The following is a 26,876-nucleotide window of genomic DNA, read 5'->3' as shown; positions in this document are numbered from 1 at the left end:
CGGTGCGGGTCGGCTGTCAGAGTGGGGGCCATGCCGCGCACCGACCTGTTGGAGGCCGTCGAGGAAGACCCGGTGTTCGTGCCCCGGTCGATCCGGGCGCGGGTGCTGGTGGTCGCCGCGCTGGGGCCGCTGCTGACCGGGTACGCGGCCGTGGCGGCGGTGTTGGCGCTGGTCACGGCCATCGCCGCGCGCGCGTTGTTCACCACGCACGGCGTGCTGGCGGCCGCGGTGCCTGGCTGGCTGGCCGCTTACCAGGTGCCGGTGCGGATCGAGGGCCACGAACTGGGCGCGTTGCCGCTGCTGCCGACGCTGCTGGTGCTGGTGCTGGTCTGGCGCACCGCCGTGGCCGCGGCCGACCGATTGGACGTGGTGACGCCGCGCGAGGGCGGTCAGGTCGTGCTGGCCATCGCCGGGACGCACGCGGCGGTGGGACTGGCCGTCGCGTTGTTGGGGTCCGGCGGGAAGATCTCGGTGGATCCGATGGCGGGCCTGTACTACCCGGCTTTGTTGTCCGGTCTGGCTTCCGCGGTCGGTGTGCTGCCCCGAGCCGGTTTGTCCCACCTGCTTTCGGAGCGGATGGACGCCGTGGCGTTGCGCGGTTTGCGCGCGGGCGTGCTCGCGGTGGTGGCGTTGGTGGCCACCGGCGCGTTCGTGCTGACGGTGTCGTTGTTGTTGTCTTTCTCGACGGTGAAGAACCTCTTCGCGGTCGAAGGCCTCGGCGGCGGAATCGGGATGTTGTTGCTGTCGCTGGGATACCTGCCGAACGCGGTGGTGGCGGCGACGGGGTTCGCGGCCGGACCGGGGTTCTCGCTCGGCTCGGTCGTGGTGTCCCCTGTGGACTTCGCGGGTGGACCGGTGCCGCCGCTGCCGCTGCTGGGCGCGCTGCCTGAGCACTCCGCGCCGTGGTGGTTCCTGCTGTTCGCGCTGCCCGCCGCCGTCGGCGCGCTGGTCGGGTGGGTGCTGCGGGACGTCAGCGAGTCGCCGCGGTTTCGGCTGCGGGCGGTGGCGGTGGCGTCGGTCGTGGTGGCGCTGGCGTTCGCGGTGCTCGGCGGCTCGGCGGGCGGGGCACTGGGCGGCGGCCCGTTCCACCCGCTGGACATGCGCGCGGCGTGGCTGTCGCTGGCGCTGGTGGTCTGGGTCTCGGTGCCGGGCGGGCTGGTCGCGTGGCTGACCGGGCCGCGACCCGAGTTCCCGGTCGAGCCCGATGTCGAACCCGATGTCGAGCCCGAGGCGGCGGACGACGAGGACTACGACATCGAAGACGTCGAAGACACCGAAGACGAATCGGACGAGGACCCGGACACCCCGGACGAGCGGGCGGATTCCCCGGTGGATTCCCCCGCCGACTCCGCCGAGGACCCCGGGGCTGACCAGGCGGAGGACGCCGGAGAGCCACCCGCGGGGCGCTGAGCAAGATCGACTACGCACGGCCTACGCTGGGCGCACACCGTCCCCGCCGTCGCAGGAGACAACGCTGAGCACCCAGTACCCACCGACCGCAGCGGCCAGGGTCGTCGTCCTGGTCTCCGGATCGGGCACCCTGCTGCAAGCCCTGCTCGACGCGGGCACCGACCCGGCGTACCCGGCCCGCGTGGTCGCCGTCGGCGCCGACCGCGGCAAGATCGAGGGGCTGGCCAGGGCCGAGCGCGCGGACGTGCCGACGTTCACCGTCCGCACCCGCGACCACGCCGACCGGGCCGCCTGGGACGTGGCGCTGACCGAGGCCGTCGCCGCGCACGAACCGGACCTGGTCGTGTCGGCGGGCTTCATGAAGATCACCGGCCCGGCGTTCCTGGACCGCTTCGGCGGGCGGCTGATCAACACGCACCCGGCGCTGCTGCCGTCGTTCCCCGGCGCGCACCCGGTCCGCGACGCCATCGCCCACGGGGTGCGGGTCACCGGCGCCACCGTGCACCTGATCGACGGCGGCGTGGACACCGGACCGATCATCGCCCAGGAACCCGTCCCGGTCGAACCCGGTGACGACGAGCCGGGCCTGCACGAACGCATCAAGGCGGTGGAGCGGCGGCTGCTGGTCGACGTGGTCGGCGGGCTGGCCGCGCAGGGCTACACCGTGGACGGACGAAAGGTGAGCATCCCGTGACCGAATCCGCTGGGGCCGAGCAGCGGCGGCCGATCCGCCGCGCGCTGATCGGCGTGTCGGACAAGACCGGCCTGCTTGAGCTGGCCACCGGTCTGCACGCGGCCGGGGTGGAGATCGTCTCCACCGGCGGGACCGCCAAGACCATCGCCGACGCCGGGGTGCCGGTGACGCCGGTCGAGGAGGTCACCGGGTTCCCCGAGTCGCTCGGCGGCCGGGTCAAGACGCTGCACCCGCGGGTGCACGCCGGGCTGCTGGCCGACCTGCGCGACCCGGCGCACGTGGCGCAGCTCGACCAGTTGGAGATCGCCCCGTTCGACCTGCTCGTGGTCAACCTGTACCCGTTCGTCAAGACGGTCGCCTCCGGCGCGTCGCCGGACGAGTGCGTGGAGCAGATCGACATCGGCGGGCCCGCCATGGTCCGCGCGGCGGCGAAGAACCACGCGAACGTCGCCGTCGTCGTCGACCCGTCGCGGTACAAGTGGTTGCTGGAGCAGGTCGGCGCGGGCGGGTTCACCCTGGCCGACAGGCAGTCGCTGGCCGCGGCCGCGTACCGCCACACCGCCTCTTATGACGTCGCGGTCGCGTCTTGGATCGGCAACGTGCTCGCCCCCGACGACGAGGGCTCCGGTTTCCCCGGCTGGGTCGGCGCCACCTGGCAGCGCGGCGCCGTGCTGCGGTACGGCGAGAACCCGCACCAGAGCGCGGCCCTGTACATCCAGGGCGACGGCTCCACCGGTCTCGCCACCGCGACCAAGTTGCACGGCAAGGACATGTCGTACAACAACTACGTCGACGCCGACGCCGCCTGGCGCGCGGCCCACGACCACACCGCCGCCTGCGTCGCGATCATCAAGCACGCCAACCCGTGCGGCATCGCGGTATCCGATGTGGACATCGCGGAGGCGCACCGCAACGCGCACGCCTGCGACCCGACCAGCGCGTTCGGCGGGGTCATCGCCGCCAACCGCGAGGTCAGCGTCGCCATGGCCGAGCAGGTCGCGGAGATCTTCACCGAGGTCGTCATCGCCCCCGGCTACGCCGACGGCGCGGTGGAAGTGCTGGCCCGCAAGAAGAACCTGCGCATCCTGGTCGCCGAGCCGCCCCGCCGCGCGGGCGCCGAACTGCGCCCCATCACCGGCGGCGTGCTCATCCAGACCATCGACACGATCGACGCCGACGGCGACAACCCCGACAACTGGACCCTCGCCACGGGCGAACCGGTCGACGAGGCCACCCGCGCCGACCTGGTCTTCGCCTGGCGGGCCTGCCGCGCCGTCAAGTCCAACGCCATCCTCCTCGCCCGCGACGGCGCCACCGTCGGCGCGGGCATGGGCCAGGTCAACCGCGTCGACGCCGCCCGCCTCGCGGTAGCCCGCGCGGGCGACCGCGTGAAGGGCTCGGTCGCCGCCTCGGACGCCTTCTTCCCGTTCCCGGACGGGCTGGAAGTGCTGACGGACGCGGGAGTCCGCGCCATCGTCCAACCGGGCGGCTCGGTCCGCGACCCGGAGGTCCTGGCCGCGGCGGAGGCGGCCGGGGTGACGGTGTACCTGACCGGGACCCGGCACTTCGCGCACTAGTTACCGTTCCAGGAGGGGGTCGCTTCGGCGGCCCCCTCCTGGCGTTTGGGGCTTGTCCACAAGTCCTGTGTGTACTGGTTTGACATGGGGCGCGGCTGGGGTATTCTTCAGACATCGAACAGATGTTCGAGGTGATGGCCGGAGTCGAGGCCGACCGTCACGACCGCCGTCTCCCCCACGGCTCGCATCGCGCGCGAAATGAGCGGCGCGCGTGCTGCGACCGTGGGGGTGGCGCGGTGTGGTCGCCGCCTGCTCCCCGCGCGGGGAAGTACGCGGGAGCAGGCGGCGACCGCTCACCAACCGCGACGGCACCGGGCAGCAACGCCGACCGGCTTTTGTTGGCCGGCCAGCGTTGGCCGGCAAGTGTTGGCCAACAGTGTCGGCCAACAACACAGCGTCCAACACACAAGTGGCCCACGAGGCCCGAGATCCCCGTACGTCCCAACGCGTCCGCGGCGCGCTTGCCTGATCCTGCGGCGGCTGAACAATGTCGGCGCATTCGAGCCCACAGACCTTCCACGGCATTCCCAGCGTTCCCGGCGGCCTCAGCGGCCCCGAGGTCCTGCCGGTCCACCCCGACCTGGCGGCCCTGTTCCCCTGGGGCGGTCTACGCCGCGGTGGGACGGTGGCCGTGCGCGGGTCGTCCGGGTTGTTGCTCGCGCTGCTCGCTCGGGCCAGCGCGGAGGGGTCGTGGGTGGCCGTGGTCGGCCTGCCGGACCTGGGGTTGCCCGCCGCGGCGGAGGCGGGGGTGGCGCTGGAGCGGACCGCGGTGGTGCCCCGGCCGGGTGGCGAGCTGACGGCGGTCGTGACGGCCCTGCTGGACGGGTTCGACGTGGTCGTCGTCGGCGCGCGGGTGGTGGATTCGTTGGCGCGCAGGCTTTCGGCGCGGGCGCGGAGCCGGGGGGCCGTGCTCGTGTCGTTCGGGGCGTGGTCGGGGGCCGAGGTGGAGTTGTCCGTCGCGGGCAGCACCTGGTCCGGCCTGGGCGAAGGGCACGGCCACCTGACCGGGCGCGTGGTCGACGTGCACGCCCGCGGCCGTGGCGCGGCGGCCCGACCGCGCCGGGCGAGGCTCACCTTGACGCCGCCCGAGTTCGAACATATGTTCGAGCCGCACGGCGCTACCTGGTGAAACCCCCGCTACCTGGAGAACCCCATGACCCGTCTGCTCGTCCTCTGGTGCCCCGACTGGCCGGTCGTCGCCGCGGGGATGGCGGCGGGGCTGCCGGTCGACGCGCCCGCCGTGGTGGTCGCCGCGAACCGGGTGGCGACCGCGAACGCCCAGGCCCGGCGGGACGGGGTGACGCCGGGGATGCGCCGCCGGGAGGCGCAGGGCCGCTGCCCGGACATCGCCGTGCTGCCCGCCGACGTCGACCGGGACGCCCGGCTGTTCGAACCGGTCGCCGCCGCCGTGGAGGAACTCGCGGTGGGGGTGGAGGTGGTCACCCCCGGCCTGGTCGCGGTGCCCGCGCGCGGGCCCGCGGGCTACTTCGGGTCGGTGGAGGCCGCGGCCGAGCGGATCATCGACCAGGTGTCGGCCCGCACCGGCGCCGAATCCCTGGTCGGCGTGGCCGACGGCCTGTTCGCCGCCACCTTGGCCGCCCGCCGCGGCCGCGTCGTCCCGCCGGACCGCAGCCCGGAGTTCCTGGCCCCGCTCGGCGTGCACGAGTTACCGGACCGTGAGGAACTGGTAGACCTGTTGCGGCGCCTGGGAATCCGCACCCTGGGCGCGTTCGCCGCGCTGTCCGCCGCCGACGTCAACACCCGCTTCGGTGCCGACGCCGGTTACGCCCACCGGTTGGCGCGGGGCTTGGAGCAGCGGCCACCGTCACGCAGGCGCCCACCGGTCGACCTGTTCGTCACGCACACCCCGGACCCACCGATCGACCGGGTCGACGCGGCCGCGTTCGCCGCCCGCACCCTCGGTGAGCGCCTGCACGACACCCTCGCCGCACACGGCCTCGCCTGCACCCGGCTCGCCATCCACGCCGCCACCGCCACCGGCGAAACCCTGACCCGGGTCTGGCGCTGCGCCGACCCGCTCACCCCGTCCGGCATCGCCGACCGAGTCCGCTGGCAACTCGACGGTTGGCTACGAGGTCCGCACCGCCCCACATCCGGCATCACCCTGCTCCGCCTGGACCCCGAGGAAACCGTTGACGGCCACGCCATGCAACCGGCCCTGTGGCAGGGCGGCGCCGACGAGCAGCGCGCGGCCCGCGCCATGGTCCACGTCCAGGGCCTCCTCGGCCCCAACGCCGTCCTCACCCCCACCCACACCGGCGGCCGTTCCCCCGCCGACCAAATCACCCTCACCCCCTGGGGTGACGAACCCCCCACCCCCACCACAAATCCCCCCTGGCCCGGCAGCGTCCCCCCCCCCCCCCCCCCCCCCCCCCCCCCCCCCCCCCCCCCCCCCCCCCCCCCCCCCCCCCCCCCCCCCCCCCCCCCCCCCCCCCCCCCCCCCCCCCCCCCCCCCCCCCCCCCGTCCCCGCCACCGTCCTCGACACCAACGGCACCGACGTCGGCGTCACCGGCCGCTTCACCCTCACCGCCCACCCCGACGAGGTCTCCGTCAACGGCACCCCCCGCCGCGTCCTCGCCTGGGCAGGCCCCTGGCCCGCCGACGAACGCTGGTGGGAACAACCCAACGCCCGCCGCCGCGCCCGCCTCCAGGTCCTCCTGGCCAACCCCCCCACTCAGAACGCTCAAGACACCCAAGACGCACTACTACTGGTCCGCGAAAACGAACAATGGTCCGTGGAAGGAATATACGACTGATGTCCCCAACCGACCCCACCCTCGACGAGTGGCTGGACCTGTTCGACCTCACCACCCTCATCCCCGAACAACGCCACTCCCCCGAAAACCCCCCCCCCCCCCCCTAGCCCCCACCGCACCGCCACCCCACCGGAACCACGGGCGGGGTGGCGGCCCCTCCTCAACCACCACACTCACACCACCAACCAAGACAACCACCACACCCACCAAGCCCCACCACCAACCGGCACCCACGCGCCCCGCAACCCCCAGCCCCATCAACGAAGCCCACCAACCAGCACCGCGCACCTCGAAACCCCCAGCCCCATCGACGAAGCCCACCGACCGGCACCGCGCGCCTCGAAACCCGCCGATCCCAACCGCCCGTTGTGGTGAAGTTGTTTTGTTTGGGGGAAGCGGTGGCCTAAGCCGGCAGGCGGGTAAGGCCACGCTTTCCAGTGGCCCCGCCTTTTAGCCTTACCCAGGCTACCGCTAGGGGCCCCAAACAAAACAACTTCACCACAACGGGCACCCCAGCTTTAATCTGGCGCCCAAGCGCCGGCGTCGCCGAAGGCGACCAGGCCGAAACCCGAGCGCAGCGAGGCCCAGAGACCCCTCACACCAAGATCAACCAGCCGAAAAGCCCCCAAATACACAGCCTAACCGACCCCACCGACAAGATGGGCTACCCGCGCCCCGAGCATGATCAACCCGCTCCAAAGCCCCCGAATACACACCCTAGCCGCAACCACCGACAAGATCAGCCGCCCACAAACCATGATCAACCCAAACTTGAGCCCCCAAATACACACCCTAACCAGCACCACCGACAAAACCACCCACCAACAAGCACACCACCAAACACACCCACCGAAAGGCCCCCATGGGCTGGAACAACCCCCCAGTCCGCTGGTCCGAACTGGAACGCATCCTCTCCGGCCGTCCCCCCACCACCGGCGACGGTGGTGACAGCCCCGCCTGGACCCACCACCGCGATCGCTACCACACCCCTTTCCCCCTCCAACCCTCCGATGACACCGACACCCCCCGCCACCCCTACGCCGAACTGCACTGCCACAGCAACTTCAGCTTCCTCGACGGCGCCAGTCACCCCGAGGAGCTCGTCGAAGCAGCAGCCCTCCTCGGCCTGGACGCCATCGCCATCACTGACCACAATGGAATGTACGGCGTCGTCAGGTTCGCCGAAGCGGCGAGGGAAGTCGGGATCCGCACGGTTTTCGGCACCGAGTTCAGCCTCGGCCTGACCAAACCCCAGAACGGCGAGGCCGACCCGGAAGGCGAGCACCTTCTCCTCCTGGCCGACGGCCAAGAGGGCTATCACCGGCTCTGCCGCGTCCTCACCACCGGCCACCTCAACGGCAACGAGAAGGGCAACCCCAGCTTCAACCGCCGAGACATCACCGAGGAAACCCGCGATCACTGCGTCGTCCTCACCGGCTGCCGCAAGGGCGCTGTCCGCAAGGCGCTCGCAGAAAACGGCCCCGCGGCGGCGTTCGAGCAGTTGCGGCTGATCACGAACGACTACGGCAAAGACCGGGTGTTCGTGGAACTGATCGACCACGGCTACCCGGACGACTCCAAACGCAACGACCTCCTGGCGGGAATGGCCCGAGACCTGGGTCTCCCAACAGTCGCCACCAATGCCGTGCACTACGCGCATCCCGCCAGAGGCAGACTCGCGGCCGCGATGGCGGCCGTGCGGGCCAGGCGGAGCCTCGACGACCTGGAAGGCTGGCTGCCACCCGCGCCAACGGCGCACCTGCGGACCGGCAAGGAAATGCACGACCGATTCCACAGGTACCCAGGCGCGGTGCAGCGGGCGGCGGTGCTCGGGGTCGCGTTGTCGTTCGACCTCGACGTGGTCGCGCCGAAGCTGCCGCCGTTCACAGTGCCGGGAGACCACACCGAGATCACCTACCTCCGAGAGCTCGTTTACCTTGGTGCGGCGAAGAAGTACGGGTCGGCGGCGGAAGCGCCGCGGGCGCACGCGCAGATCGCGCACGAGTTGGCGGTGATCGAGGAGCTGAACTTCCCCGGCTACTTCCTGGTCGTCTGGGACATCGTGCGGTTCTGCCGGGACAACGGGATCTTCTGCCAGGGGCGCGGGTCGGCGGCGAACTCGGCGGTGTGCTTCGCGCTGGGCATCACCAATGTGGACGCGGTGCGGTGGGAGCTGTTGTTCGAGCGGTTCCTCGCGCCGGAACGGGACGGGCCGCCGGACATCGACCTGGACATCGAGTCGGACCGGCGGGAGGAGGCGATCCAGTACGTCTACCGGGAACACGGCAGGCGGCACGCGGCGCAGGTCGCCAACGTGATCACCTACCGGGCCAAGTCGAGCGTGCGGGACATGGCGCGGGCGCTGGGGTACTCGCCGGGGCAGCAGGACGCGTGGAGCAAGCAGATCGACCGGTGGGGGCCGCTGACCAGCACCGTCGGTGACAACCACCTCGACGTGCCGGACACGGTGCTGGAACTGGCCGGGCAACTGGAGGACTTCCCCCGGCACCTGGGCATCCACTCCGGCGGCATGGTCATCTGCGACCGGCCGGTCAGCGAGGTGTGCCCGGTGGAGCCCGCCCGGATGGCCAACCGGACCGTGCTGCAGTGGGACAAGGACGACTGCGCCGCCGTCGGGCTGGTGAAGTTCGACCTGCTCGGCCTCGGCATGCTTTCCGCCCTGCGCTACATGGTGGAACTCGTGCACGAACACCAGGGCGAGCAGGTCGAGCTCGGCGAGCTCGACCTGGACGACCCGAAGATCTACGACATGTTGTGCCGCGCCGATTCGGTCGGGGTTTTCCAGGTGGAGAGCCGCGCGCAGATGGCCACCCTGCCGCGCCTCAAACCGAGGGAGTTCTACGACCTCGTGGTCGAGGTGGCGCTGATCCGCCCCGGCCCGATCCAGGGCGGTTCGGTGCACCCGTACATCCGCCGCAAGAACGGCGAAGAGGACATCACCTACGACCACGACCTGCTGCGCAACGCCTTGGAGAAGACCAAAGGTGTCCCGCTGTTCCAGGAGCAGTTGATGCAAATGGCCGTCGACGTCGCCGATTTCACCCCGGCGGAGGCGGACGAACTGCGCCGGGCGATGGGGTCGAAGCGGTCCACCAAACGGATGGAGCGGCTGCGGGAACGGTTCTACGAAGGCGCCGCCGCGCACGGGATCAACGAGGACCTGGCGGGCCGGATCTACGCGAAGCTGTTGGCGTTCGCCAACTTCGGCTTCCCGGAGAGCCACGCGCTCAGCTTCGCGTACCTGGTTTTCGCCAGCGCGTGGTTCAAGTTCTACCACCCGGCCGCGTTCTGCGCCGCTCTCCTGCGCGCCCAGCCGATGGGGTTCTACTCGCCGCAGTCGCTGGTCGCCGATGCCCGGCGGCACGGGGTGGTGGTTCTCGGGCCGGACATCAACGCCAGCACCACTCACCCGACATTGGAGTCCGGCGCGATCCGGATGGGGCTCGGCACGGTTCGCGGTATCGGCGAAAGCCTGGCCGATCGAATCACGGAAGCCCGCGGTGAAAGCCCGTTCGAGGACATGGTGGACCTGGCGCGTCGAGTCACCCTCACCCGCGCGCACATCGAGGCTCTTGCGACGGCGGGCGCTTTCGGCTGTTTCACCTCGGAACGCCGGGAAGCGTTGTGGGCGGCGGGTGCGGTCGCCGGTGAGGGCAAGGGATATCTGCCCGGAACCAGCGTCGGCGTCGAGGCGCCGACCCTGCCGGGAATGGACGATGTGGAGCTGGCCGTCGCCGACGTGTGGGCGACCGGGTTGTCCCCCGGCAGTTTCCCCACCCAGTTCGCCCGCGAACAACTGAACCGGCTCGGCGCGGTCCCGGTCGCCGGTCTATCCGAAATGGACGGTGGAACACGCGTCCTGGTCGGTGGCGCCGTCACGCACCGGCAGCGGCCGCAGACCGCGGGCGGGGTGACGTTCCTGAACATCGAGGACGAGACCGGCATGCTGAACGTCGTGTGCTCGCCGGGCCTCTGGGTGCGCTACCGCCGAATCGCCCGCACCAGCGCGGCGCTGCTGGTCCGGGGCACGCTGGAGAAGTCCGGCGGCGTGATCAGCCTCTACGCCGACCACCTGCGGACGCTGCACCTGCGGATCGCCGGGAAGTCCCGGGACTTCCGCTGAACCGGTCACCCCGACCCGGTGCGGCGACCGAGGCGGGATGACCGGTTCGGACGGTCACAGCTCGATGCCCGAGAGCACCATGACCTGCTCCTCGGTGAAGTCGTCCATCGCCGACCGGAGGCCCTCGCGGCCGGTGCCGGAGCCCTTGACGCCGCCGTAGGGCATCTGGTCGGCCCGGTACGACGGCACGTCGCCGATCACCACGCCGCCGACCTCGAGCTCGGCCGACGCGCGGAACGCGGTCTGCAGGTCGCGGGTGAACACGCCCGCCTGCAGCCCGTAGTCGGTGCCGTTGGCGATCTCGAACGCCTCGTCGACGCTGTCCACCACGGAGACCACGAGCACCGGCCCGAAGACCTCCTCGCAGGACACCTTCTCCGCGAACGGCACGTCCTTGAGCACGGTCGGCGCGACGGTCGCGCCGTCCCGGGTGCCGCCGGTGAGCAGGGTCGCGCCCGCGGCGACGGCCTCACGGACCCAGGTCTCGACCCGCTCGGCGTTCTTCTCGTCGATCAGCGGACCCACGTCGACGCTCGGGTCGTGCGGGTCGCCGGTGCGCAGGGCCTCGACCGCGGCGACCAGCTTGGGCAGGAACTCGTCGGCCAGCGACCGGTGCACCACGACGCGCTGCACCGCGATGCACGACTGCCCGGCCTGGTAGTTGCCGAAGGTCGCGATCCGGGTGGCGGCGAAGTCCAGGTCGGTCCAGTCCGGGCACAGGATGGCGGCGCTGTTGCTGCCCAGCTCCATCACCACGTGCTTGCGCGGCGCGGCCTGGGTGATGCCGTGGCCGACGCCGGTGGACCCGGTGAACGAGATGACCGGCAGCCGCGGGTCCTCGATCAGCGTCGACATCGCCGAGCCGCGCACCGGCAGCACCGAGAACGAGCCCGGCGGCAGGTCGGTCTCGGCCAGGATCTCGCCGAGCAGCAGCGCCGACAGCGGGGTGGCCGACGCGGGCTTGACGATCACCGGGGCGCCGACCGCCAGCGCCGGGGCGACCTTGTGCGCGACCAGGTTCAGCGGGAAGTTGAACGGCGCGACCGCGAGCACCGGGCCGCGCGGCCTGCGGCGGATCAGGCCGAGGCGGCGTTCGCCGTTGCCGTCGGTGTCCAGCCGCTGCAGCTCGCCGATGTGCCTGCGGGCCTCTTCCGCGGCGAACTTGAACACCGACACCGCCCGGCCGACCTCGGCGGTGGACCACTTGAGCGGCTTGCCGTTCTCCGCCGTGATCGTCTCGGCGATCTCCTCGGTGCGCTCGGCCAGCGTGCGCGAGACGTGCTCCAGGGCGGCCGCCCGCAGGTGCGCGGGGGCGGACCGCAGCGGCTTGGCGGCGGCCGCCGCGGCGGCGATCGCGGCCTCCACGTGCTCCGGGGTGGGCACGGACACGGTCGCCACGTCGGTGCCGTCGTACGGGTGGCGGACGTCGAGGGTGTCTTCGCTGCTCTGCGGCCTGCCCGCCACCCAGAACGGGCGCGGCTTGGCCACCACGACGTCTTGGGCGTCTTGTTCGTCGGTCATGGCTCAACGGTAGGCCGCGGCGGGGCGCGCGGCTTGGCCGAGAAGGCCCCGGGTTAGGATGGCGGTGGCTGACCGACGGTGGTGACTAGGGTTCCGCCGCGCCGAACGCGGGCGCGGGTCTGGTTCGAGCGTCACGGAAAGCCCGCGCGACCTGCGGGCAGGCATCTCCGGGAGAGAAACCCAGGGAGGGACCGGTCGGCGCACAGACATGTCTCGACATGGACGCTGCGCCGATGGGGACCGCTCCCCGCGTGCTCGCGGCTTCCGTGCCAACGGAAGGGTGAGGCCAGATGACGGAGAGTCAACGCCCGGTCCTGGTGGTCGACTACGGCGCGCAGTACGCCCAGTTGATCGCCCGCCGGGTCCGCGAGGCGCAGGTGTACTCCGAGGTGGTCCCGCACACCGCGTCGGTCGCCGAACTGCTCGAGAAGGACCCGGTCGCGATCATCCTGTCGGGTGGACCGTCGAGCGTCTACACCGACGGCGCCCCCACCGTCGACCCGGCCCTGTTCGACGCGGGCGTGCCGGTGTTCGGCATCTGCTACGGCTTCCAGGCGATGGCCCGCGCGCTCGGCGGCACCGTCGAGCACACCGGGACCCGCGAGTACGGCCGCACCGACGTGGGCGGCACCGGCGGCGTGCTGCACGACGGGTTGCCCGCGCGGCACCCGGTGTGGATGAGCCACGGCGACTGCGTGACCAAGGCCCCGGACGGCTTCACCGTCACCGCGAGCAGCGCGGGCGCCCCGGTGGCCGCGTTCGAGGACACCGCGCGCCGGTTCGCCGGGGTGCAGTACCACCCCGAGGTGCACCACTCGCCGCACGGCCAGGAGGTGCTGCGCCGGTTCCTGCACGACATCGCCGGTATTCGTCCACAGTGGACGACGGCGTCCATCGTGGACGAGCAGGTGGAGCGGATCCGCGCCCAGGTCGGCTCCGGCAAGGCGATCTGCGGCCTGTCCGGCGGGGTCGACTCGGCGGTGGCCGCCGCCCTGGTGCAGCGGGCCATCGGCGACCGGCTGACCTGCGTGTTCGTCGACCACGGCCTGCTCCGCGCCGGTGAACGCGCCCAGGTCGAGCGCGACTACGTCACCGCCACCGGCATCCGCCTGGTCACCGTCGACGCCCGCGACCGGTTCCTGACCGCGCTGGCTGGTGTGACCGACCCCGAGCAGAAGCGGAAGATCATCGGCCGCGAGTTCATCCGGGTCTTCGAGGCCGCCGAACTCGACCTGCAGGCCGAGGCGGGCGGCGACAAGTACCGCTACCTCGTCCAGGGCACCCTCTACCCCGACGTCGTCGAATCCGGCGGCGGCACCGGCGCCGCCAACATCAAGAGCCACCACAACGTCGGCGGCCTCCCCGACGACCTCGACTTCGACCTCGTCGAGCCGCTGCGCGCCCTGTTCAAGGACGAGGTCCGCCGCGTCGGTCTGGAACTCGGCCTCCCGGAAACCATCGTCCACCGCCAACCCTTCCCCGGCCCCGGCCTCGCCATCCGCATCATCGGCGCCGTCACCGCCGACCGCCTGGAAACCCTCCGCGCCGCTGACGCCATCGCGCGCGAGGAACTCACCGCCGCCAACCTCGACCGCACCATCTGGCAGTGCCCGGTCGTCCTCCTCGCCGACGTCCGCAGCGTCGGCGTCCAAGGCGACGGCCGCACCTACGGCCACCCCATTGTGCTGCGCCCCGTCTCCAGCGAAGACGCCATGACCGCCGACTGGACCCGCCTCCCCTACGACACCCTCGAACGAATCTCCACCCGCATCACCAACGAGGTCGCCGAAGTCAACCGAGTCGTGCTCGACGTAACCAGCAAGCCCCCCGGCACCATCGAGTGGGAATAAGCACCACCCCCACCCCACCCCACCCAACCCCAATCACCAAGCCCCACCCACATCGACGAAGCCCCACTCCCGCACCGGGCGCCTCAAAACCCCACCCCAATCAACGAAGGCCGCCAGCCCGCCCCGCGCGCCTCGAAACCCGCCGATCCCAACCGCCCGTTGGGGTGGAGTTGTTTTGTTTGGGGGGAGCGGTGGCCTAAGCCGGCAGGCGGGTAAGGCCACGCTTTCCAGTGGCCCCGCCTTTTAGCCTTACCCAGGCCACCGCACAGGGGCCCCAAACAAAACAACTTCACCCCAGCGGGCACCGCCCGCGAAAATCTGGCGCAATCCAGCGGCGTCGCCGCCAGGCGACAAGCAGTCACCACCCCGCCGCCCGCCGCAACGCACCCCCCAACTCCCCCAAATCCGAAAGCACCGCCGCAATAAACCCATCCGGTCGAACCAGCACGCCCGCGGACACATCCACCACCGACTGCTCCGGCACCACCACCACCGTCAACCCATACCCAGGATCAGCAGGATCAGCAACCACCGGAACACCAACCTCCACCGAGGTCAACAACGTGAACCGAGCCCCAAACCGATCCCGTAACCGACTCCCATCCGGAAACGCGAAATCAGGGCACAACACCCCCGCCACCACCGGCCGAACCACCCCCGGCTCCGTCGGAAAGCCCGCAATCACCTCTGGCGCCGCCCGCGTCGTCAACGGCGACTCCAAGTACCAATACGGCTCCGACAACTTCCCCGAGTCGATCTCCGCACTCGCCGCCGGATCAGTCACGCTGCGTTCCAGGACCTCCCGCCGCCGCCCCCACTCGTCATCATCCGCCGGGCAGAGGAACCGCATCGTCGCCTTCGTCACCCGCAGGTTCTCGTCAGTGGCTGGCCCCCGCTCCAGGTCATAGCTGTCCAACAACCCCGGCCCACCCCACCCTCCGCGCACAGCCGCGATCTTCCAAGCGATGTTCTCCACATCAGCCAACCCGGAGTTCATCCCCCGCGCGCCGAACGGGCTCATGATGTGCGCCGAGTCGCCCGCCAGGAACACCCGGTCGACCTGCATCGTCGGCACCCGCCGCTGGTGGAACCGGTACAGCGACGCCCACACCAACTCGAAGTCGATGTCGCCGATCACCGTGCGGATCCGCTTGTCCAGCGCGCCGGTGGCCTGCTCGTCCGCCAGGTCGTACTCGTCGCCGACCTGCCAGTCGATCCGCCACACCGAGTCCGGCTGCGGGTGCAGCAGGGCTTGGCGGCCCGGGTTCCAGTCCGGGTCGAAGTAGAACCGCCGCTCCGGGACCGGGAAGTCGAACTCGGCCCGGATGTCGGTGATCAGGAACTTGTCCCCGAACGAGTGGCCCTCGAACGGCAGCCCGACCAGCTTGCGGATGGTCGACCGGTTGCCGTCCGCCGCGACGCAGTGCGACCCGCGCAGCGACTCCGGACCGTCCGGACCCTCGACCAGCAGGGTGACCCCGGTGTCGTCCTGGCTGATGTCGACGGCCTTCGTGCGGTACCGCAGGTCGATCAGCGGCTCGGCCAGGACCCGCCGCTCCAGCACGCCCTCGATGCTGTTCTGCGGCGTGTTCACGAACGGCGGGAAGTGCCCCGGCGCGGGCACCGGCAGCGTCATGGTGAACACCTCGTGCTCGCGGTAGAAGATCCGCCCCGAGTACCAGGTGACGCCCAGGTCGACGATGTCGTGGCCCGCGCCGACCCGCTCCAGCACGTCGAGCACGTCGCGCTGCACGCAGATGGCCCGGCTGCCCTCCAGCATCCGGCCGGGCAGCGCGTCGACGACCACGGTCGGCACACCGTGCCGGGCCAGGACGAGGGCGCCGGTCATGCCGACCGGGCCCGCCCCGACCACCAGTACCGGCTCGCTCACCGGTCCTCCTGCAGGGCGGCCCACACCTCGCGGTCGCGCTCGGCGGTCCAGATCAGCGGCCAGTCGTTGCCGTCCAGCTCGTCCCAGTAGCGCTGCACGTCGAACGGCAGGCAGTGCTCGAAGATCGGCCAGCGGCCGTACTCGGGCGCCAGCGCGGTGTGCGTGGCCCGGAACGCCTCACCCACCGTGCCGCCGCGGCGGTGCACCTCGCCGACCAGGCGGCGCAGCTCGTCGAGGAAGTGGCGGCTCTGCGCGATGGCGGCCTCGACCGCGGGACGGCCGTGCGCGACCGCGCCGCGCCCGCCGACCAGGACCTCCGCCGGGTAGGCGCCAACCGCGTCCAAAGTGGAGGTGGCCCAGTCGTCGTGGAAGGCGTCGCCGGTGTACAGCGCGGCCTGCGCCTCGACCAGGTCGCCCGCGAACAGGATCTGCTGCTTGGGCAGCCAGGCCACGATGTCACCCGCCGTGTGCCCGCGACCGCAGTAGGCCAGGATCAACTCGCCCCGGTTGCCGCCGAGCGGGATCACCATCCGTTCGGTGAACGTCAAGGTGGGCCAGGTCAGGCCGGGGACGCTGTCCGGCTCCTCGAACAACCGGGGCATCCGGCCGAGCTCGCTGGCCCAGTCCGCCTCACCGCGCTCGGCGATCAGCGTGCGGGTGGTCTCGTGCGTGATGATCTCCTGCGCGCCGAACTCGCTCGCGCCCAACACCCGCACCGCGTGGTAGTGGCTGAGCACCAGGTAGCGCACCGGTTTGTCGGTGCGCTCGCGCAACTGGGCCAGCCAGCGGCGGGCGGCGACCGGGGTGGCCCTGGCCTCGAAGCAGACCAGGAAGTCCTCGCCCTCGATGGCGCCCACGTTCGGGTCACCCTCGGCGGTCAGCGCGTAGACGCCGTCGGCGAGCTCGGTGAACGTCTCGACTTTCTGTTCCAGGTCGGCGCTGGATGCGAATGACTTTGTCACGCCGCAAACCCTGCCACCGGTTGGCGCTCGGGTACAGGGGCGCGCGAGAGCCTGTGGACAACTCACCGGGGTCTGGACCACCGCGCGTCACAATCCGCAGCGCCAGGGCTGTGTTTAGGCTCCGGCCAGTGTCTACTGGAACCGCGTCTACTGGAACCACGGCACGACCAGCGGTGCACGATGGCGGCGGCGGGAGGATTGGCACGATGCTGAACCGGAGGTCGTTCCTGCGGGCGGCGGGCGTCGGCGCCGTGGGGGTCGGCGCGGCGGTCACCGCCGCGTCGTGTTCGGTGAGCGGACAATCCGGGGAACCCGCCCCGACCGGTGGTACTCCCTCCGCCGTGCCCGAGCCATCCAGCACCCGACCGCCGCAGGTCCCCCCGGACTGGGACGGCCTGCGCCAACGACTCGGCGGCGCTCTCCTGCAGCCCGGCGAGAACGGCTACGACGCCGCGCGGAAGTCGTTCAACCCGCTGTACGACCAGCGCAGCCCGGCAGCGGTGGCGTTGTGCAAGACCAGTGACCACGTCCAAGCCTGCGTGGCCCTGGCCAGGAACTCTTACCTGCCGATCGCCGCCCGCTCCGGTGGGCACAGCTACGCCGGTTACTCCGTGCCCGACGCGGGCCTCGTCGTGGACGTGCGGTCAATGTCCGGTGTGGACGTCCACCCCGATGGCACCGCGGTCGTTGGCGCCGGTGCGCGCCTCATCGACGTCTACGCCGCCCTCGCGGCGGCGGGCCGGTGCCTACCCGCGGGAAGTTGCCCCACCGTGGGCATCGCCGGGTTGACCCTGGGCGGCGGTCTTGGCGTCCTCGCGCGCAAGTACGGCCTCACCTGCGATCACCTCTTGTCGGCGCAGATCATCACGGCCGACAGCGTTGTCCGCACCGCGACACCGAGCAACGAAGCCGACCTGTTCTGGGCACTGCGCGGCGGCGGAGGCGGGAACTTCGGCATCGTCACCTCGTTCACCTTCTCCACCGAGCCCGCGCCCACCGTCACCGTCTTCCACCTCGACTACCCCGACGGCTCGGCACCGCAGGTCCTCGGCGCCTGGCAGGACTGGACGGCGGCCGCGCCGGACGAGCTGTGGTCGACCATCGTGATCAGCGGCGGCGGCAAGCCCCGCGCCAAGATCAGCGGCAGCTTCGTCGGTCCGCCGTCCGGGGTGAACCCGCTGCTGGACCGGCTGGTCACCGCGTCCGGCAAGCCGACCAGCCGGTTCGTCCAGCAGAAGTCGTACCTCGACGCGATGCGCTACTACGCCGGGTGCGCCCAGGTGCCGGTCGCCCAGTGCACCCCGGACAAGCTGCCGCGCAGCACCTTCGTCGCCTCGTCGCGGGTGCTGCCCGAGCGGCTCGCCAACCCGGCCGCCCTGGTCGACCTGGTCAAGGACCGGGTCGACATGGACCTGCAGTTGGACTCGCTGGGCGGCGCGGTGTCCAGAGTGGACCCCACGGCCACCGCGTTCCCGCACCGCGCGGCGCTGGCCACCGTGCAGATCTACCAGAAGACCACAGTGGACCAGGGGCCCGCCGCGGCCCGCGCGGTCGCCGAGGTCCGCGACGCACTGGGCCGCGTCGGCGCCAAGGGCGGCTACGTCAACTACATAGAGGCCGCCATGCCCGCCTGGGGCATCGCCTACTACGGCCCCAACCTGAGCAAGCTCGACACCGTCGCCCGGCACTACGACCCGGACATGGTGTTCGCCTTCGCCCAGTCCATCCAGCGCTCTTGATCGCCGAACACAGGCCGGGCCAACACGCCGCGGCCTACGATCTGGAGTCGTGAAGGACGGGCTCGCGGTCATCGTTGTCGGCGTGGACGGCACGCAGCCGTCGCTGAACGCGTTCGCCTGGGCCGCCGGTCTGGCCCGCCGCGAACACGCCCGACTGCTGCTCGTTTACGTCGAGCAGCTCAACAACCCCGCGTACTGGTCCGGGGTAAGCGTCTCCGGTGTTCGCGAGGCCGCCGAGGCCTACGCCGACGAACTGCGGTTGGACGCCACCCGCTACCTGGACCCGATCGGCGTGCCGTGGGAGGTCGTGCACATGACCGGCGACGCCGCCCGCGGCCTGGAAGCCGCCGCTGAACAGGCGGGCGCCGACTGCATAGTGGTCGGGCGGTCCCGCCACGGGAAGGTCCCGAGAGCCCTGATCACCGACGCCGCGCGACCGGTCGTCGTCGTCCCCTAGCGGTTGTGTCGCCGGACCGTGACAGGCTGGCCGGGTGGAAACCACCGGTGAGGACTTCAGCGAGACCGACCTGCACGAACAGCACTGGGAGCAGCGCGAGTTCGTCGAGTGCGACTTCAGCGGCGCGGACCTGCGCGGCGTGACGACCGACCGGTGCGTCTTCGTCGACTGCACGTTCACCCGAGCCGACCTCGGCGAGTCCGCGCACCGGCTCACCGCGTTCCGGACCTGCGTGTTCGACCGCACCACGCTGACCGACAGCGAGTTCACCGGCTGCACGCTGATCGGCTCCACCTTCACCGACGTCCGGTTCCGCCCGATCAAGATCAGCGACACCGACCTCACCCTGGTCAGCCTGGCCCGCGCCGCGCTCACCAAGACCACCCTGCGCGGGCTGCGGCTGCGCGAGGCGAACCTGCTGGAGGCCGACCTGCGCGAGGTCGACCTGCGCGACAGCGACCTCACCGGGGCCCGGCTGCGCGGCGCCCGACTCGACGGCGCCGACCTGCGCGGCGCGCGACTCGACGCCGACGGGCTGGTCGGGGCCAACCTGCGCGGCGCCAGGGTGGACCTGGACACCGCCGTGTCGTTCGCCGCCGCGCACGGCCTCGTGGTTGGTTGACTCAGGGCCTGCTCGGCGCGTCCCGGTCGTCCACCTCGATCAGGTGACCCCGGTCCAGCAGTTCGGCGACCGAGGTCTGCAGCAGGTAGGCCACCCCGCCGCCGGGCTGCTCGAACCACGGGATCGCCACCCCGGTCAGCACCTCGGTCGGCTTCACCACCCGGTACGCGCGGTACGGGCGATTCACCCACTCGGGGACCAATGAGCGTCGCTCGAACGGGGTGCCCGCGGCGTAGGTGAGGTTGCCGCCCGGCTCCCCGTAGCGGTCGATCTCCATCCCGGGGGACAGCTCCATCAACTGCTTGCCGCGGAACAGGGTCAGCGGCGGCTCACCCGGGCGCGGCTGGATCGGCCAGTCCTGCGGCTTGCGCGACGTCGGCTCGGTCCGGTGCAGCACCGGGTCCGGCCTGCGCACCGGCGGCTGCGGCTCCGGCTTGCGCGGCACCGGCCGGGGCTGCGGCGGCCTGCGCACCCCGAAGTCGTCGTCATCGTCGTCGAACACCGGGGCCGGGGCGGGCGGCTCCGGCTTCGCAGGCGGCGGGGTGAACAGGCTCTCCGCCTGCTTGGGCTGGTCGAGCATGATCTTGCCGATCAGGAACGCCGACGCGTCCGCGACGTCCTCGAACACGGCGGGCGCGACGAAGTGCTCGTCGAACCAGCCGACCCGCCACCCCTCGCCGGTCTGCTCCATCGTCCACCCGGCGCCCGACGGCGACCCGATGTGGTACCGGGTGGGGGCGATACCGAGGTCACCGAGCCGGGTGCGCAGGTGCTCGACCACCTCAGCCGCCGGACCCGACGACGGCAGCGCGGCAGCGGGCGGCGTCCGCACCACCGGCTCCTGCGGCGGCGCGAAGTCCGGCTGGATGTGCCCCGGCACGTCACCGTCGGTGGACCGCGCCACCGGCGCGTCGGCGTGCCACGCGACCTGCTCCGGCTGCCACTGCGGCGCAGCCTGCTCGGGCTGCCACGGCGGTACCGGGTCGGGCTCCTGACGCGCGGCGGGAACCTGCTCGGGCTGCCACGGGACCTCGGGCTCCTGGCGGGCAGCGGGCACGGGTTCGGCCTGCCACTGCTGGGGCTGGTCGGTGTCCTGCCGAGCGGCCGGGACCTGCTCCGACTGCCAGGACTGCGGAGCGGACTGCTCGCCGGCGTTCACCGCCTGCTCAGCCTGCCACGGCGGCTGCGCGGGTCCATCCGCCGCACTCACCGGCTGCTCCGGCTGCCACGACTGCTCGACGGGCTGGTCGGCCACGGTCGCAGGCTGTTCGGGCTGCCACGGCAACTGGGCAGGCCGCTCAGCCGCACTCACGGGCTGCTCGGGCAACCACGGCTGCTGGACGGGCTGGTCGGCCGCGTGGGCCTGCTCAGGCTGCCAGGTCTGCTGAGCAGGCTGGTCAGCCGTATTTCCCGGCTGCCACGGCTGGACGGGCTGGTCGGCACCATTCACCGGCTGCTCAGGCTGCCAGGCGGGCTGCTCAACGGGGTTCTCCGGCTGCCACGGCAACTGGGCGGCCTGATCAACCGAGTTCCCCGGCTGCTCGGGCTGCCACGGCAGTTGAGCGGGCTGGTCAGCCGCATTCGCGGGCTGCTCCGGCTGCCACGGCAACTGCTCGGGCCGGTCCGCAGCGTTCACCGGCTGCTCAGGCTGCCAAGCGGGCCGCTCAGCCGAGTTCCCCGGCTGCCACGACAACTGCTCGGGCTGGTCGGCGGCGCTCGCGGGCTGCTCCGGCTGCCAAGGCTGCTGGGCAGGCTGGTCGGCCACATCCGCGGGCTGCCACGGCGACTGCGCGGGCTGGTCGGCGACGTTCGCGGGTTGCCAAGGCTGCTGAGCAGGCTGCTCAGCAGCGTTCACGGGCTGCTCGGGCTGCCATGGCGACTGCGGAGGCTGGTCGGCGGGCGGCTCGGGCTGCCAGGACAACTGCGCGGGCTGGTCGGCCACCGGCTGCTGGGGCGGGTCCGGCTGCCACGTCGGCTGCTCTTGGTGCTGCGGCGCCTGGTCGGCCTGCCACGCGGTCGGGGGCTCCTGCGGCTGCCACGGCTCGCTCTCGTGGCGGGCGGGCGCGGCCTGCTCGGGCTGCCACGTGCCGTTCGGCTGGTCTTGGGGCGCGGGTTCGCCGTGCTGGGGCTGTCGCTCGTGGTGGGTCTGCTCCGGCTGCCACACGGGCTGGTCCGGCGCGACGGGGAGGCCTGGCTGGTCGCCACCGACGGGCTGCCACGGGGCCTGGTCCACCGGCTGCTGCCACGACTGGTCGACGGGCGGCTCGGGGGCGTTCCAGGGCTGCCCCTGGTCGGCCTGCCAGGTGCCGCTCTCGGCGACCGGCTGCCACGGGGCGGTGCTCTCCTCCTCCGGCTGCCACGGCTCGGTCTGGCGCTGCCAGGGGGCCGTGGGCTCGGCGGCGGGGGTGCCGACGTCGAGGGGGTGTTCTGGCGCGCGTTCCCAGGGGGCGGGCTCGGCGGCGTTGACGGCGCTGACAGCGTCGTGCGGGTCGCCGTGGGAGTGGCCGTTGCGGGGTTCGGTGTAGGTCGGGCCCGCGGCCGACTCGGGGGCTTGGCCGACCGCCGGTTCCGGGGCCTCGGGCGTCCACGGGGTCTCGGCGGGCTCGACCTCGGCGGGAGCCCAGGCCTGCTCCTGCGCGGGGGTCCGCGACCACGGGGGCGGGTTCTCCACGTTCACCGGCGCGGGGCTGAACGCGTCGAAGGCCGTGCCGAACTGCCCGGACTCGGTGGGCTCGTTGGGCGGGTTGGGCACAGTGGGGTTCTTGGAAGGGGCGACCGAGCCCCGCTCACCGGCGTTGACGAAGGCGCTGGCGATGTCGGCCGTACCCGCGCGGTCCTCGACGGGCTCGGCGTCGGGCAGCCACGGGGCCTCCGGCGCACGCGCCGCCGACTCCGGTAGCGCTACCTCAGCCGGTAGCTCGGGCAGCACGGGCAGCTCAGTCGGGGCGCCCGCGGTCACCTTCGGCTGGACCGAGCGCGGGTCGGGCAGGCGGGGCTGGTTGGGCTCGGGCGGGACCGACACGCCGTTGGTGCCATTGGTGCCGTTGACCGGCAGCGGTCGCGGCGGCCTACCCCGGTTCAGGAACGCGGCCGCGTTGGCCCGAACGTGCTCCTCGACCTGCGGGAGGGTGAACTCCGACCGGCGGATGTGGTCGACCAGCTCCGGCTCCGGCGCGACCCCGTGCACGCGCAGGTAGTAGTTCACCGCGGCGGGCCAGATCCACACGCCGTCGGTGTGGAAGGCGACCGGCACGCCCTGGCGGCCGTCGGGGTCCATGTGGTCGGTGTCCACGCCCCGGTGCGGCAGCGCGAGCGGCGCGTCGTCCAGGTAGCGCAGGACGGCGTCGCGCTCACCGTCCTCGACCGGCGGGCGGTTGACCAGCGGACCGGTCGGTCCCTTGCCGTCGAAGATCCGGGCCACCCGGAACGGCGGCTTCAGCGCGGCCATCCGGCGGGTCAGCCACTCCGGGACGTTCTCCTCCTCGCGGGGGAACATCCGCAGGTCGTCGGCGTAGGCGGGCGGGGGCGGCGGCGCGGCCCACGGCGGCTCGTCCCGGTCGTACTCCAGGTTGTACGCCGACGGCTGGTCGAGCTGGTAGCGGGCGTTGAACCAGGTGCCCCGGCCCTCCCGGTACATGCCCGCCCGCAGCCGGGTGAACAGCATCGCGATGTCGGGGGAGACCGGCAGCTCGGCCGCGGTCTCGTCCTGCAGGGTGACCTTGCCCGTGGTCTCCAGGTAGCGGCCGAGGGCGCGGTACTCGACGACGATGGACGCCCACCGCTGCGGGGCGCCGCGCAGCAGCGCCAGACCGATCTGCTTGACCAGGGCGTCCTGTTCGGTCGGGTTCAGCTGCGTCGGTAGTGCCACGGTGACATCTTCTCCTGAGGGCATGCCTTCGGCATACGGTGGATCGGTCGGTACCGGTCTGCCAGCGCTGACGACGTCGACAATGACATATCGGTGTCGGTCCGCCGGTGGTGTGGGGCACAGTGGCCGGGTGCTGGGGCCATACCGTCAACTCCTCACCGTCCGCGGCCTGCCGAGCGTGCTGGCCTGGTCACTGCTGGGCAGGCTGCACCTGCCGGGTACCCCGCTCGCCACCACGTTCCTCGTCGCCGGGTGGACCGGGTCGTACGTGGCGTCCGGGGTGGTGAGCGGTCTGTACACGGTGGGTGTCGCCGTTGGTGGCCCATTGCGTGGTAGATCTGCCGACCAGGGTGACCCGGCGAGGCTCTTGATCGCCATTTCACTCCTTTACGCGATCGGGATGACCGCGCTCGCGTTCGCTCCCTCCCTGGTCGGCCCGGGGTGGTGGCCGATAGCCGCCGCCGTGGCCTGCGGGTCCGGACTGGCCCAACCGCCCGTCACCCAAATAGCGCGCGCGGCGTACCCGAGACTGGCCCCGGACGCCGCCGCGCGCCACTCGTTGTTCACCGTCGAGGCCACCCTGCAGGAGCTGCTGTGGGTGGTCGGGCCGGTCCTGATCGCCGTGGTCGTGGCGGTGGCGGGCGGTCGCGCGGGCGTGCTGACCTGCGCGGGACTGGCGTTGGCCGGGTCGGCGGGGTTCGCGGCGGCGCTGCACCGGACCGGGCTGCGCACCCCCGTCCCACGGGCCGGGAGCCCGGACGGGTCGGTGCTGCGGACGCCGGGGATCGCGTGGGCGCTCGCGATGAGCATGTGCGTGGTCGCGCCGCTGACCGTACTGGACATGACCGTGGTGGCCTGGGCGCGGGACGCGGGCAGTTCGGCGGTGGCGGGGGCGCTGGTGGCGGTGTGGTCGATCGGGTCGGCGGTGGGCGGCCTGGTCGTCGGGTCCCGGTCGGCGCCGCCGCGGTTGTCCCGGCGGATCCTGCTGATGGCGGTGGGGATCGCGGCGCTGGTGCCGGTGCTGCCGCCGGTGGCGACCGGGTCGGCGCGGCTGATCGGGCTGGTGCTGGCCGTCGGCGGGGTCGCGATCGCGCCCGCGCTGGCCGCGGCGAACTCCCGGATCGGCGAGTTGGCCCCGCCGGGTCGGGCGGCGGAGGTGTTCGGCTGGGTGATGACGGCGGCGACGGTGGGCTCGGCGATCACCCTCCCGGTCAGCGGGTGGCTGCTCGACCACGTCGGCCCCGCGGCGGCGGCCGCGGGTGCGGCGGCGCTGGTCCTGGTGGCCGCCGTCGTGTCGGTCAGGGTGCCGGTCGGAGCGCCGGAGTCGAGCGGGCGGAACGCGTCGGTGTGAGGTTTGGTGTCAACGTCACATCTGTGCCAACCTGCTGCTCCGCGCGAACCCGCGCGGCCATCTGTGAGGAGCACCATGTCCGACGGCGACCTCGCGCCGCACCTGGGCAGGCTTGGCTTGCCCGGGGCCGAGATCCGCGCCTACCTGTACCTGCTGCGTACCGGTCCCACCACGGTCGACCAGGTCGCGAGCGATCTGGTCGAGCCGCCCGCCGAGGTGGCCGCCGCCGTGGGGGCCCTGATCGACGCGGGGCTGGTCGGCGCGGGTGGCGCGGACGGGCGGACGGTGACGCCGGTGCCGCCCGCGTCCGGGTTGCAGATCCTGAGCCGCCGCCGGGAGTCGGAGTTGGAGCAGGCCAGGGTGGCCACGCTCAACGCGTACGACACGTTCCGGCGGGCCGTGTCGCCGCAGCGCACGGACGACCTGATCGAGGTGGTCACCGGGACCGCGATCGCGCAGCGGATCCAGCAGATGGAGCTGAGCGCGCGGTCGGAGATCCGTAGGCTGGACTCGCCGCCGTACTTCACCGAGGGGCACGTGAACAACGCCGAGCTGGAGCAGTTGGCGCGCGGCGAGGTGACCTACAAGGTCGTCTACGCGCGCGCCGCGATCGAGGACCCCGGCAGGTACACGCAGAACATCCAGCCGTGTGTGGCGGCGGGCGAGCAGGCAAGAGTGTTGCCGGAGGTGCCGGTGAAGCTGACGATCGTGGACCAGCAGTTCGCGACGGTGTCGCTGCCGGTCGCGGAGGCGGACGTGAACCGGTCGCTGCTGGTGGTGCGCCCGAGCAGCCTGCTGTCGGCGCTGATAGGGCTGTTCGAGGCGTCGTGGCGGTTAGCCGTGCCGCTGCACGCCGGGGCGCGCGCGCCGTCGCCCGTGCAGCCCATCGAGCAGCGGTTGCTGGGGCTGCTCGCGGCGGGGGCGAACGACGACTCGATCGCCCGGCAGCTCGGGGTGAGCCGCCGCACGGTGTTCCGGCACCTGCAGCGCCTGATGGATCACGCGGGCGCGACCTCCCGGTTCCAGTTGGCCGTCCACGCGGTGCGGCACCGATGGCTGTGACGGACAAGACGCCGCTGGTCAAGGTGGCCGCGGTGCTGGTGACCGTGCTGGGCGGCGTGGCGCTGGCGACGCAGAGCCGGGTGAACGGGCAGTTGGGCGCGCGGATCGGCGACGGCCTGTTCGCCGCCGTGATCTCCTTCAGCATCGGCCTGGTGATCCTGTTCGCGGGGGTGCTGGTCCTACCGACCGCGCGGGCCGCCGCGCCGAAGTTCGTCCAGGCGCTCAGGACGCACCGGCTGCGACCGTGGCAGTGCCTCGGCGGGGCAGGCGGCGCGTTCTTCGTCACCTCGCAGGGGCTGACGGTGGCGCTGCTCGGTGTGGCGATGTTCACCGTGGCCGGGGTGTCCGGTCAGGTGCTGAGTGGACTGTTGACCGACCGCGCGGGCTTCGGTCCGGGAGAACCACGGCCGATCACGCCGACAAGGGCCACGGGCGCGGTCATGGCCGTCGTGGCCGTCGCCGTCGCCGTGTCCGACAAGTTCGACTCGCCGTCTCGGTTGTGGCTGTCGTTGGTGCCTGCCCTGGCGGGTTTGGCCATTGGGTGGGCTCAGGCGGCGAACGGGTTGGTGCGTATCGCCTGCGGTAGCGTCGCCTTCGCCTCTTTCGTCAATTTCGTCGTGGGCACCGTGCTGCTCGTAGTGGCGTGCGCGATCGATGCCCTCGTGCGAGGTCTACCGGGGCACCTCCCACCGGACTTCTTGCTCTACACGGGTGGGGCTCTCGGGGTGGTCGGTATCTCCACCGGTGTGTTCGCGGTCCGGCACATCGGCGTGCTGATGGTCGGCCTGTGCCTGATCACCGGGCAGGTCGCCGCCGCCGTCCTGTTCGACGTGACCACCGCCGGGATCGAGCCGACGACCGTGGTCGGCGTGGCGGTCACCCTGCTCGCGGCGGGGGTGGCGGCGGTGCCCAGTGGGCGCGCGGCGCGGAATCGGCCAGTGAGAGGATGA

18 protein-coding genes and 1 pseudogene are annotated in these 26,876 nt (G+C 72.0%); 13 read left to right on the top strand and 6 right to left on the bottom strand.

Features of this window, described 5'->3' with window-relative positions:
* Positions 1-30: 30 nt before the first annotated feature.
* The 5 genes and pseudogenes from H504_RS42935 to H504_RS43840 all read left to right on the top strand — a co-directional run.
* Positions 31-1,410, top strand: a complete 1,380-nt coding sequence (locus H504_RS42935; protein WP_051385635.1) for a cell division protein PerM — start codon at positions 31-33, stop codon at positions 1,408-1,410.
* Positions 1,411-1,474: 64 nt separating this feature from the next.
* Positions 1,475-2,104: a phosphoribosylglycinamide formyltransferase gene (gene purN / locus H504_RS0108830; protein WP_026422486.1), complete on the top strand. Its 630-nt coding sequence runs from the start codon at positions 1,475-1,477 to the stop codon at positions 2,102-2,104.
* The gene (gene purH / locus H504_RS0108825; RefSeq protein ID WP_026422485.1) at positions 2,101-3,681 is read left to right on the top strand and encodes a bifunctional phosphoribosylaminoimidazolecarboxamide formyltransferase/IMP cyclohydrolase; all 1,581 of its coding nucleotides are present in this window, start codon (positions 2,101-2,103) and stop codon (positions 3,679-3,681) included. The genes purN and purH overlap by 4 nt, the downstream gene beginning before the upstream one ends.
* Before the next feature lie 487 nt (positions 3,682-4,168).
* Positions 4,169-4,810, top strand: a complete 642-nt coding sequence (locus H504_RS34005) for a hypothetical protein (RefSeq protein WP_157440289.1) — start codon at positions 4,169-4,171, stop codon at positions 4,808-4,810.
* Positions 4,811-4,834: 24 nt separating this feature from the next.
* A pseudogene (locus H504_RS43840) lies at positions 4,835-5,221 on the top strand (Y-family DNA polymerase); the annotation flags it as partial.
* A gap of 285 nt (positions 5,222-5,506) precedes the next feature.
* Here the strand turns inward: H504_RS43840 and H504_RS43835 are convergent.
* Both H504_RS43835 and H504_RS43830 read right to left on the bottom strand, forming a co-directional pair.
* Positions 5,507-5,665 carry a hypothetical protein gene (locus H504_RS43835; RefSeq protein WP_245614133.1) on the bottom strand — a complete coding sequence of 53 codons (159 nt, stop codon included), beginning with the start codon at positions 5,663-5,665 and terminating at the stop codon, positions 5,507-5,509.
* Between the two features lie 105 nt (positions 5,666-5,770).
* A complete protein-coding gene (locus H504_RS43830; protein ID WP_026422483.1) occupies positions 5,771-5,956 on the bottom strand; it encodes a hypothetical protein in 186 nt (61 codons plus the stop codon).
* 1,365 nt (positions 5,957-7,321) lie between these two features.
* Here H504_RS43830 and H504_RS0108780 point away from each other — a divergent pair.
* On the top strand, positions 7,322-10,603 hold the full coding sequence (locus H504_RS0108780; RefSeq protein WP_026422482.1) for an error-prone DNA polymerase: 3,282 nt from the start codon (positions 7,322-7,324) through the stop codon (positions 10,601-10,603).
* 54 nt (positions 10,604-10,657) lie between these two features.
* Here H504_RS0108780 and H504_RS0108775 read toward each other — a convergent pair whose 3' ends face one another.
* Positions 10,658-12,124 (bottom strand): aldehyde dehydrogenase family protein, encoded by a 1,467-nt coding sequence (locus H504_RS0108775; protein ID WP_035303722.1) that lies wholly within the window; start codon positions 12,122-12,124, stop codon positions 10,658-10,660.
* A 290-nt stretch (positions 12,125-12,414) separates the two neighbouring features.
* Here H504_RS0108775 and guaA point away from each other — a divergent pair, with 290 nt between their 5' ends.
* Entirely contained in the window at positions 12,415-13,974 is a 1,560-nt protein-coding gene (guaA, locus tag H504_RS0108770; protein ID WP_026422480.1) for a glutamine-hydrolyzing GMP synthase, read from the top strand.
* A 358-nt stretch (positions 13,975-14,332) separates the two neighbouring features.
* Here the strand turns inward: guaA and H504_RS34000 are convergent, their stop codons facing one another.
* Both H504_RS34000 and H504_RS0108760 read right to left on the bottom strand, forming a co-directional pair.
* Positions 14,333-15,865, bottom strand: coding sequence for an FAD-dependent monooxygenase (locus H504_RS34000; RefSeq protein ID WP_281173604.1), 1,533 nt, complete (start codon positions 15,863-15,865; stop codon positions 14,333-14,335).
* The gene (locus H504_RS0108760) at positions 15,862-16,827 is read right to left on the bottom strand and encodes an MBL fold metallo-hydrolase (protein ID WP_026422479.1); all 966 of its coding nucleotides are present in this window, start codon (positions 16,825-16,827) and stop codon (positions 15,862-15,864) included. The genes H504_RS34000 and H504_RS0108760 overlap by 4 nt, the downstream gene beginning before the upstream one ends.
* A 206-nt stretch (positions 16,828-17,033) precedes the next feature.
* On the opposite strand from H504_RS0108760, the gene H504_RS0108755 reads away from it, so the two are divergent.
* Genes H504_RS0108755 through H504_RS0108745 form a run of 3 tightly spaced genes read left to right on the top strand, consistent with a single transcriptional unit; the run spans position 17,034 to position 19,645 of the window.
* Positions 17,034-18,566 carry an FAD-binding oxidoreductase gene (locus H504_RS0108755; RefSeq protein WP_051385634.1) on the top strand — a complete coding sequence of 511 codons (1,533 nt, stop codon included), beginning with the start codon at positions 17,034-17,036 and terminating at the stop codon, positions 18,564-18,566.
* Positions 18,567-18,615: 49 nt separating this feature from the next.
* Positions 18,616-19,023, top strand: a complete 408-nt coding sequence (locus H504_RS33995) for a universal stress protein (protein WP_051385633.1) — start codon at positions 18,616-18,618, stop codon at positions 19,021-19,023.
* 34 nt (positions 19,024-19,057) lie between these two features.
* Positions 19,058-19,645: a pentapeptide repeat-containing protein gene (locus tag H504_RS0108745; protein WP_026422477.1), complete on the top strand. Its 588-nt coding sequence runs from the start codon at positions 19,058-19,060 to the stop codon at positions 19,643-19,645.
* Position 19,646: 1 nt separating this feature from the next.
* On the opposite strand, the gene H504_RS38525 is transcribed toward H504_RS0108745, so the two are convergent.
* The gene (locus H504_RS38525; RefSeq protein ID WP_157440288.1) at positions 19,647-23,537 is read right to left on the bottom strand and encodes a glycohydrolase toxin TNT-related protein; all 3,891 of its coding nucleotides are present in this window, start codon (positions 23,535-23,537) and stop codon (positions 19,647-19,649) included.
* 106 nt (positions 23,538-23,643) lie between these two features.
* Between H504_RS38525 and H504_RS33980 the strand changes: the two genes are divergently transcribed.
* From H504_RS33980 to H504_RS0108725, 3 genes are all read left to right on the top strand, one after another.
* The gene (locus tag H504_RS33980; RefSeq protein WP_035303716.1) at positions 23,644-24,864 is read left to right on the top strand and encodes an MFS transporter; all 1,221 of its coding nucleotides are present in this window, start codon (positions 23,644-23,646) and stop codon (positions 24,862-24,864) included.
* 75 nt (positions 24,865-24,939) lie between these two features.
* Complete coding sequence (locus H504_RS0108730; protein WP_026422476.1) at positions 24,940-25,926, top strand: helix-turn-helix transcriptional regulator; 987 nt, start codon at positions 24,940-24,942, stop codon at positions 25,924-25,926.
* Positions 25,917-26,876, top strand: a complete 960-nt coding sequence (locus tag H504_RS0108725) for a DMT family transporter (RefSeq protein WP_026422475.1) — start codon at positions 25,917-25,919, stop codon at positions 26,874-26,876. Before H504_RS0108730 ends, H504_RS0108725 begins: the two co-directional genes overlap by 10 nt.

Source organism: Actinokineospora inagensis DSM 44258 (assembly GCF_000482865.1).
GTDB classification, from domain to species: Bacteria; Actinomycetota; Actinomycetes; order Mycobacteriales; family Pseudonocardiaceae; genus Actinokineospora; species Actinokineospora inagensis.
The sequence above is the reverse complement of the archived record's forward strand: the minus strand, read 5'-3'. Positions and strand labels throughout refer to the sequence as shown.

Bases quoted from the DNA above. Each gene is read 5' to 3' on its own strand.
- H504_RS42935 (WP_051385635.1), top strand. From the start codon at position 31: ATGCCGCGCACCGACCTGTTGGAGGCCGTCGAGGAAGACCCGGTGTTC.
- H504_RS34005 (WP_157440289.1), top strand. From the start codon at position 4,169: ATGTCGGCGCATTCGAGCCCACAGACCTTCCACGGCATTCCCAGCGTT.
- H504_RS0108780 (WP_026422482.1), top strand. From the start codon at position 7,322: ATGGGCTGGAACAACCCCCCAGTCCGCTGGTCCGAACTGGAACGCATC.
- H504_RS0108775 (WP_035303722.1), bottom strand. From the start codon at position 12,124: ATGACCGACGAACAAGACGCCCAAGACGTCGTGGTGGCCAAGCCGCGC.
- guaA (WP_026422480.1), top strand. From the start codon at position 12,415: ATGACGGAGAGTCAACGCCCGGTCCTGGTGGTCGACTACGGCGCGCAG.
- H504_RS0108755 (WP_051385634.1), top strand. From the start codon at position 17,034: ATGCTGAACCGGAGGTCGTTCCTGCGGGCGGCGGGCGTCGGCGCCGTG.
- H504_RS38525 (WP_157440288.1), bottom strand. From the start codon at position 23,537: ATGCCCTCAGGAGAAGATGTCACCGTGGCACTACCGACGCAGCTGAAC.
- H504_RS0108730 (WP_026422476.1), top strand. From the start codon at position 24,940: ATGTCCGACGGCGACCTCGCGCCGCACCTGGGCAGGCTTGGCTTGCCC.
- H504_RS0108725 (WP_026422475.1), top strand. From the start codon at position 25,917: ATGGCTGTGACGGACAAGACGCCGCTGGTCAAGGTGGCCGCGGTGCTG.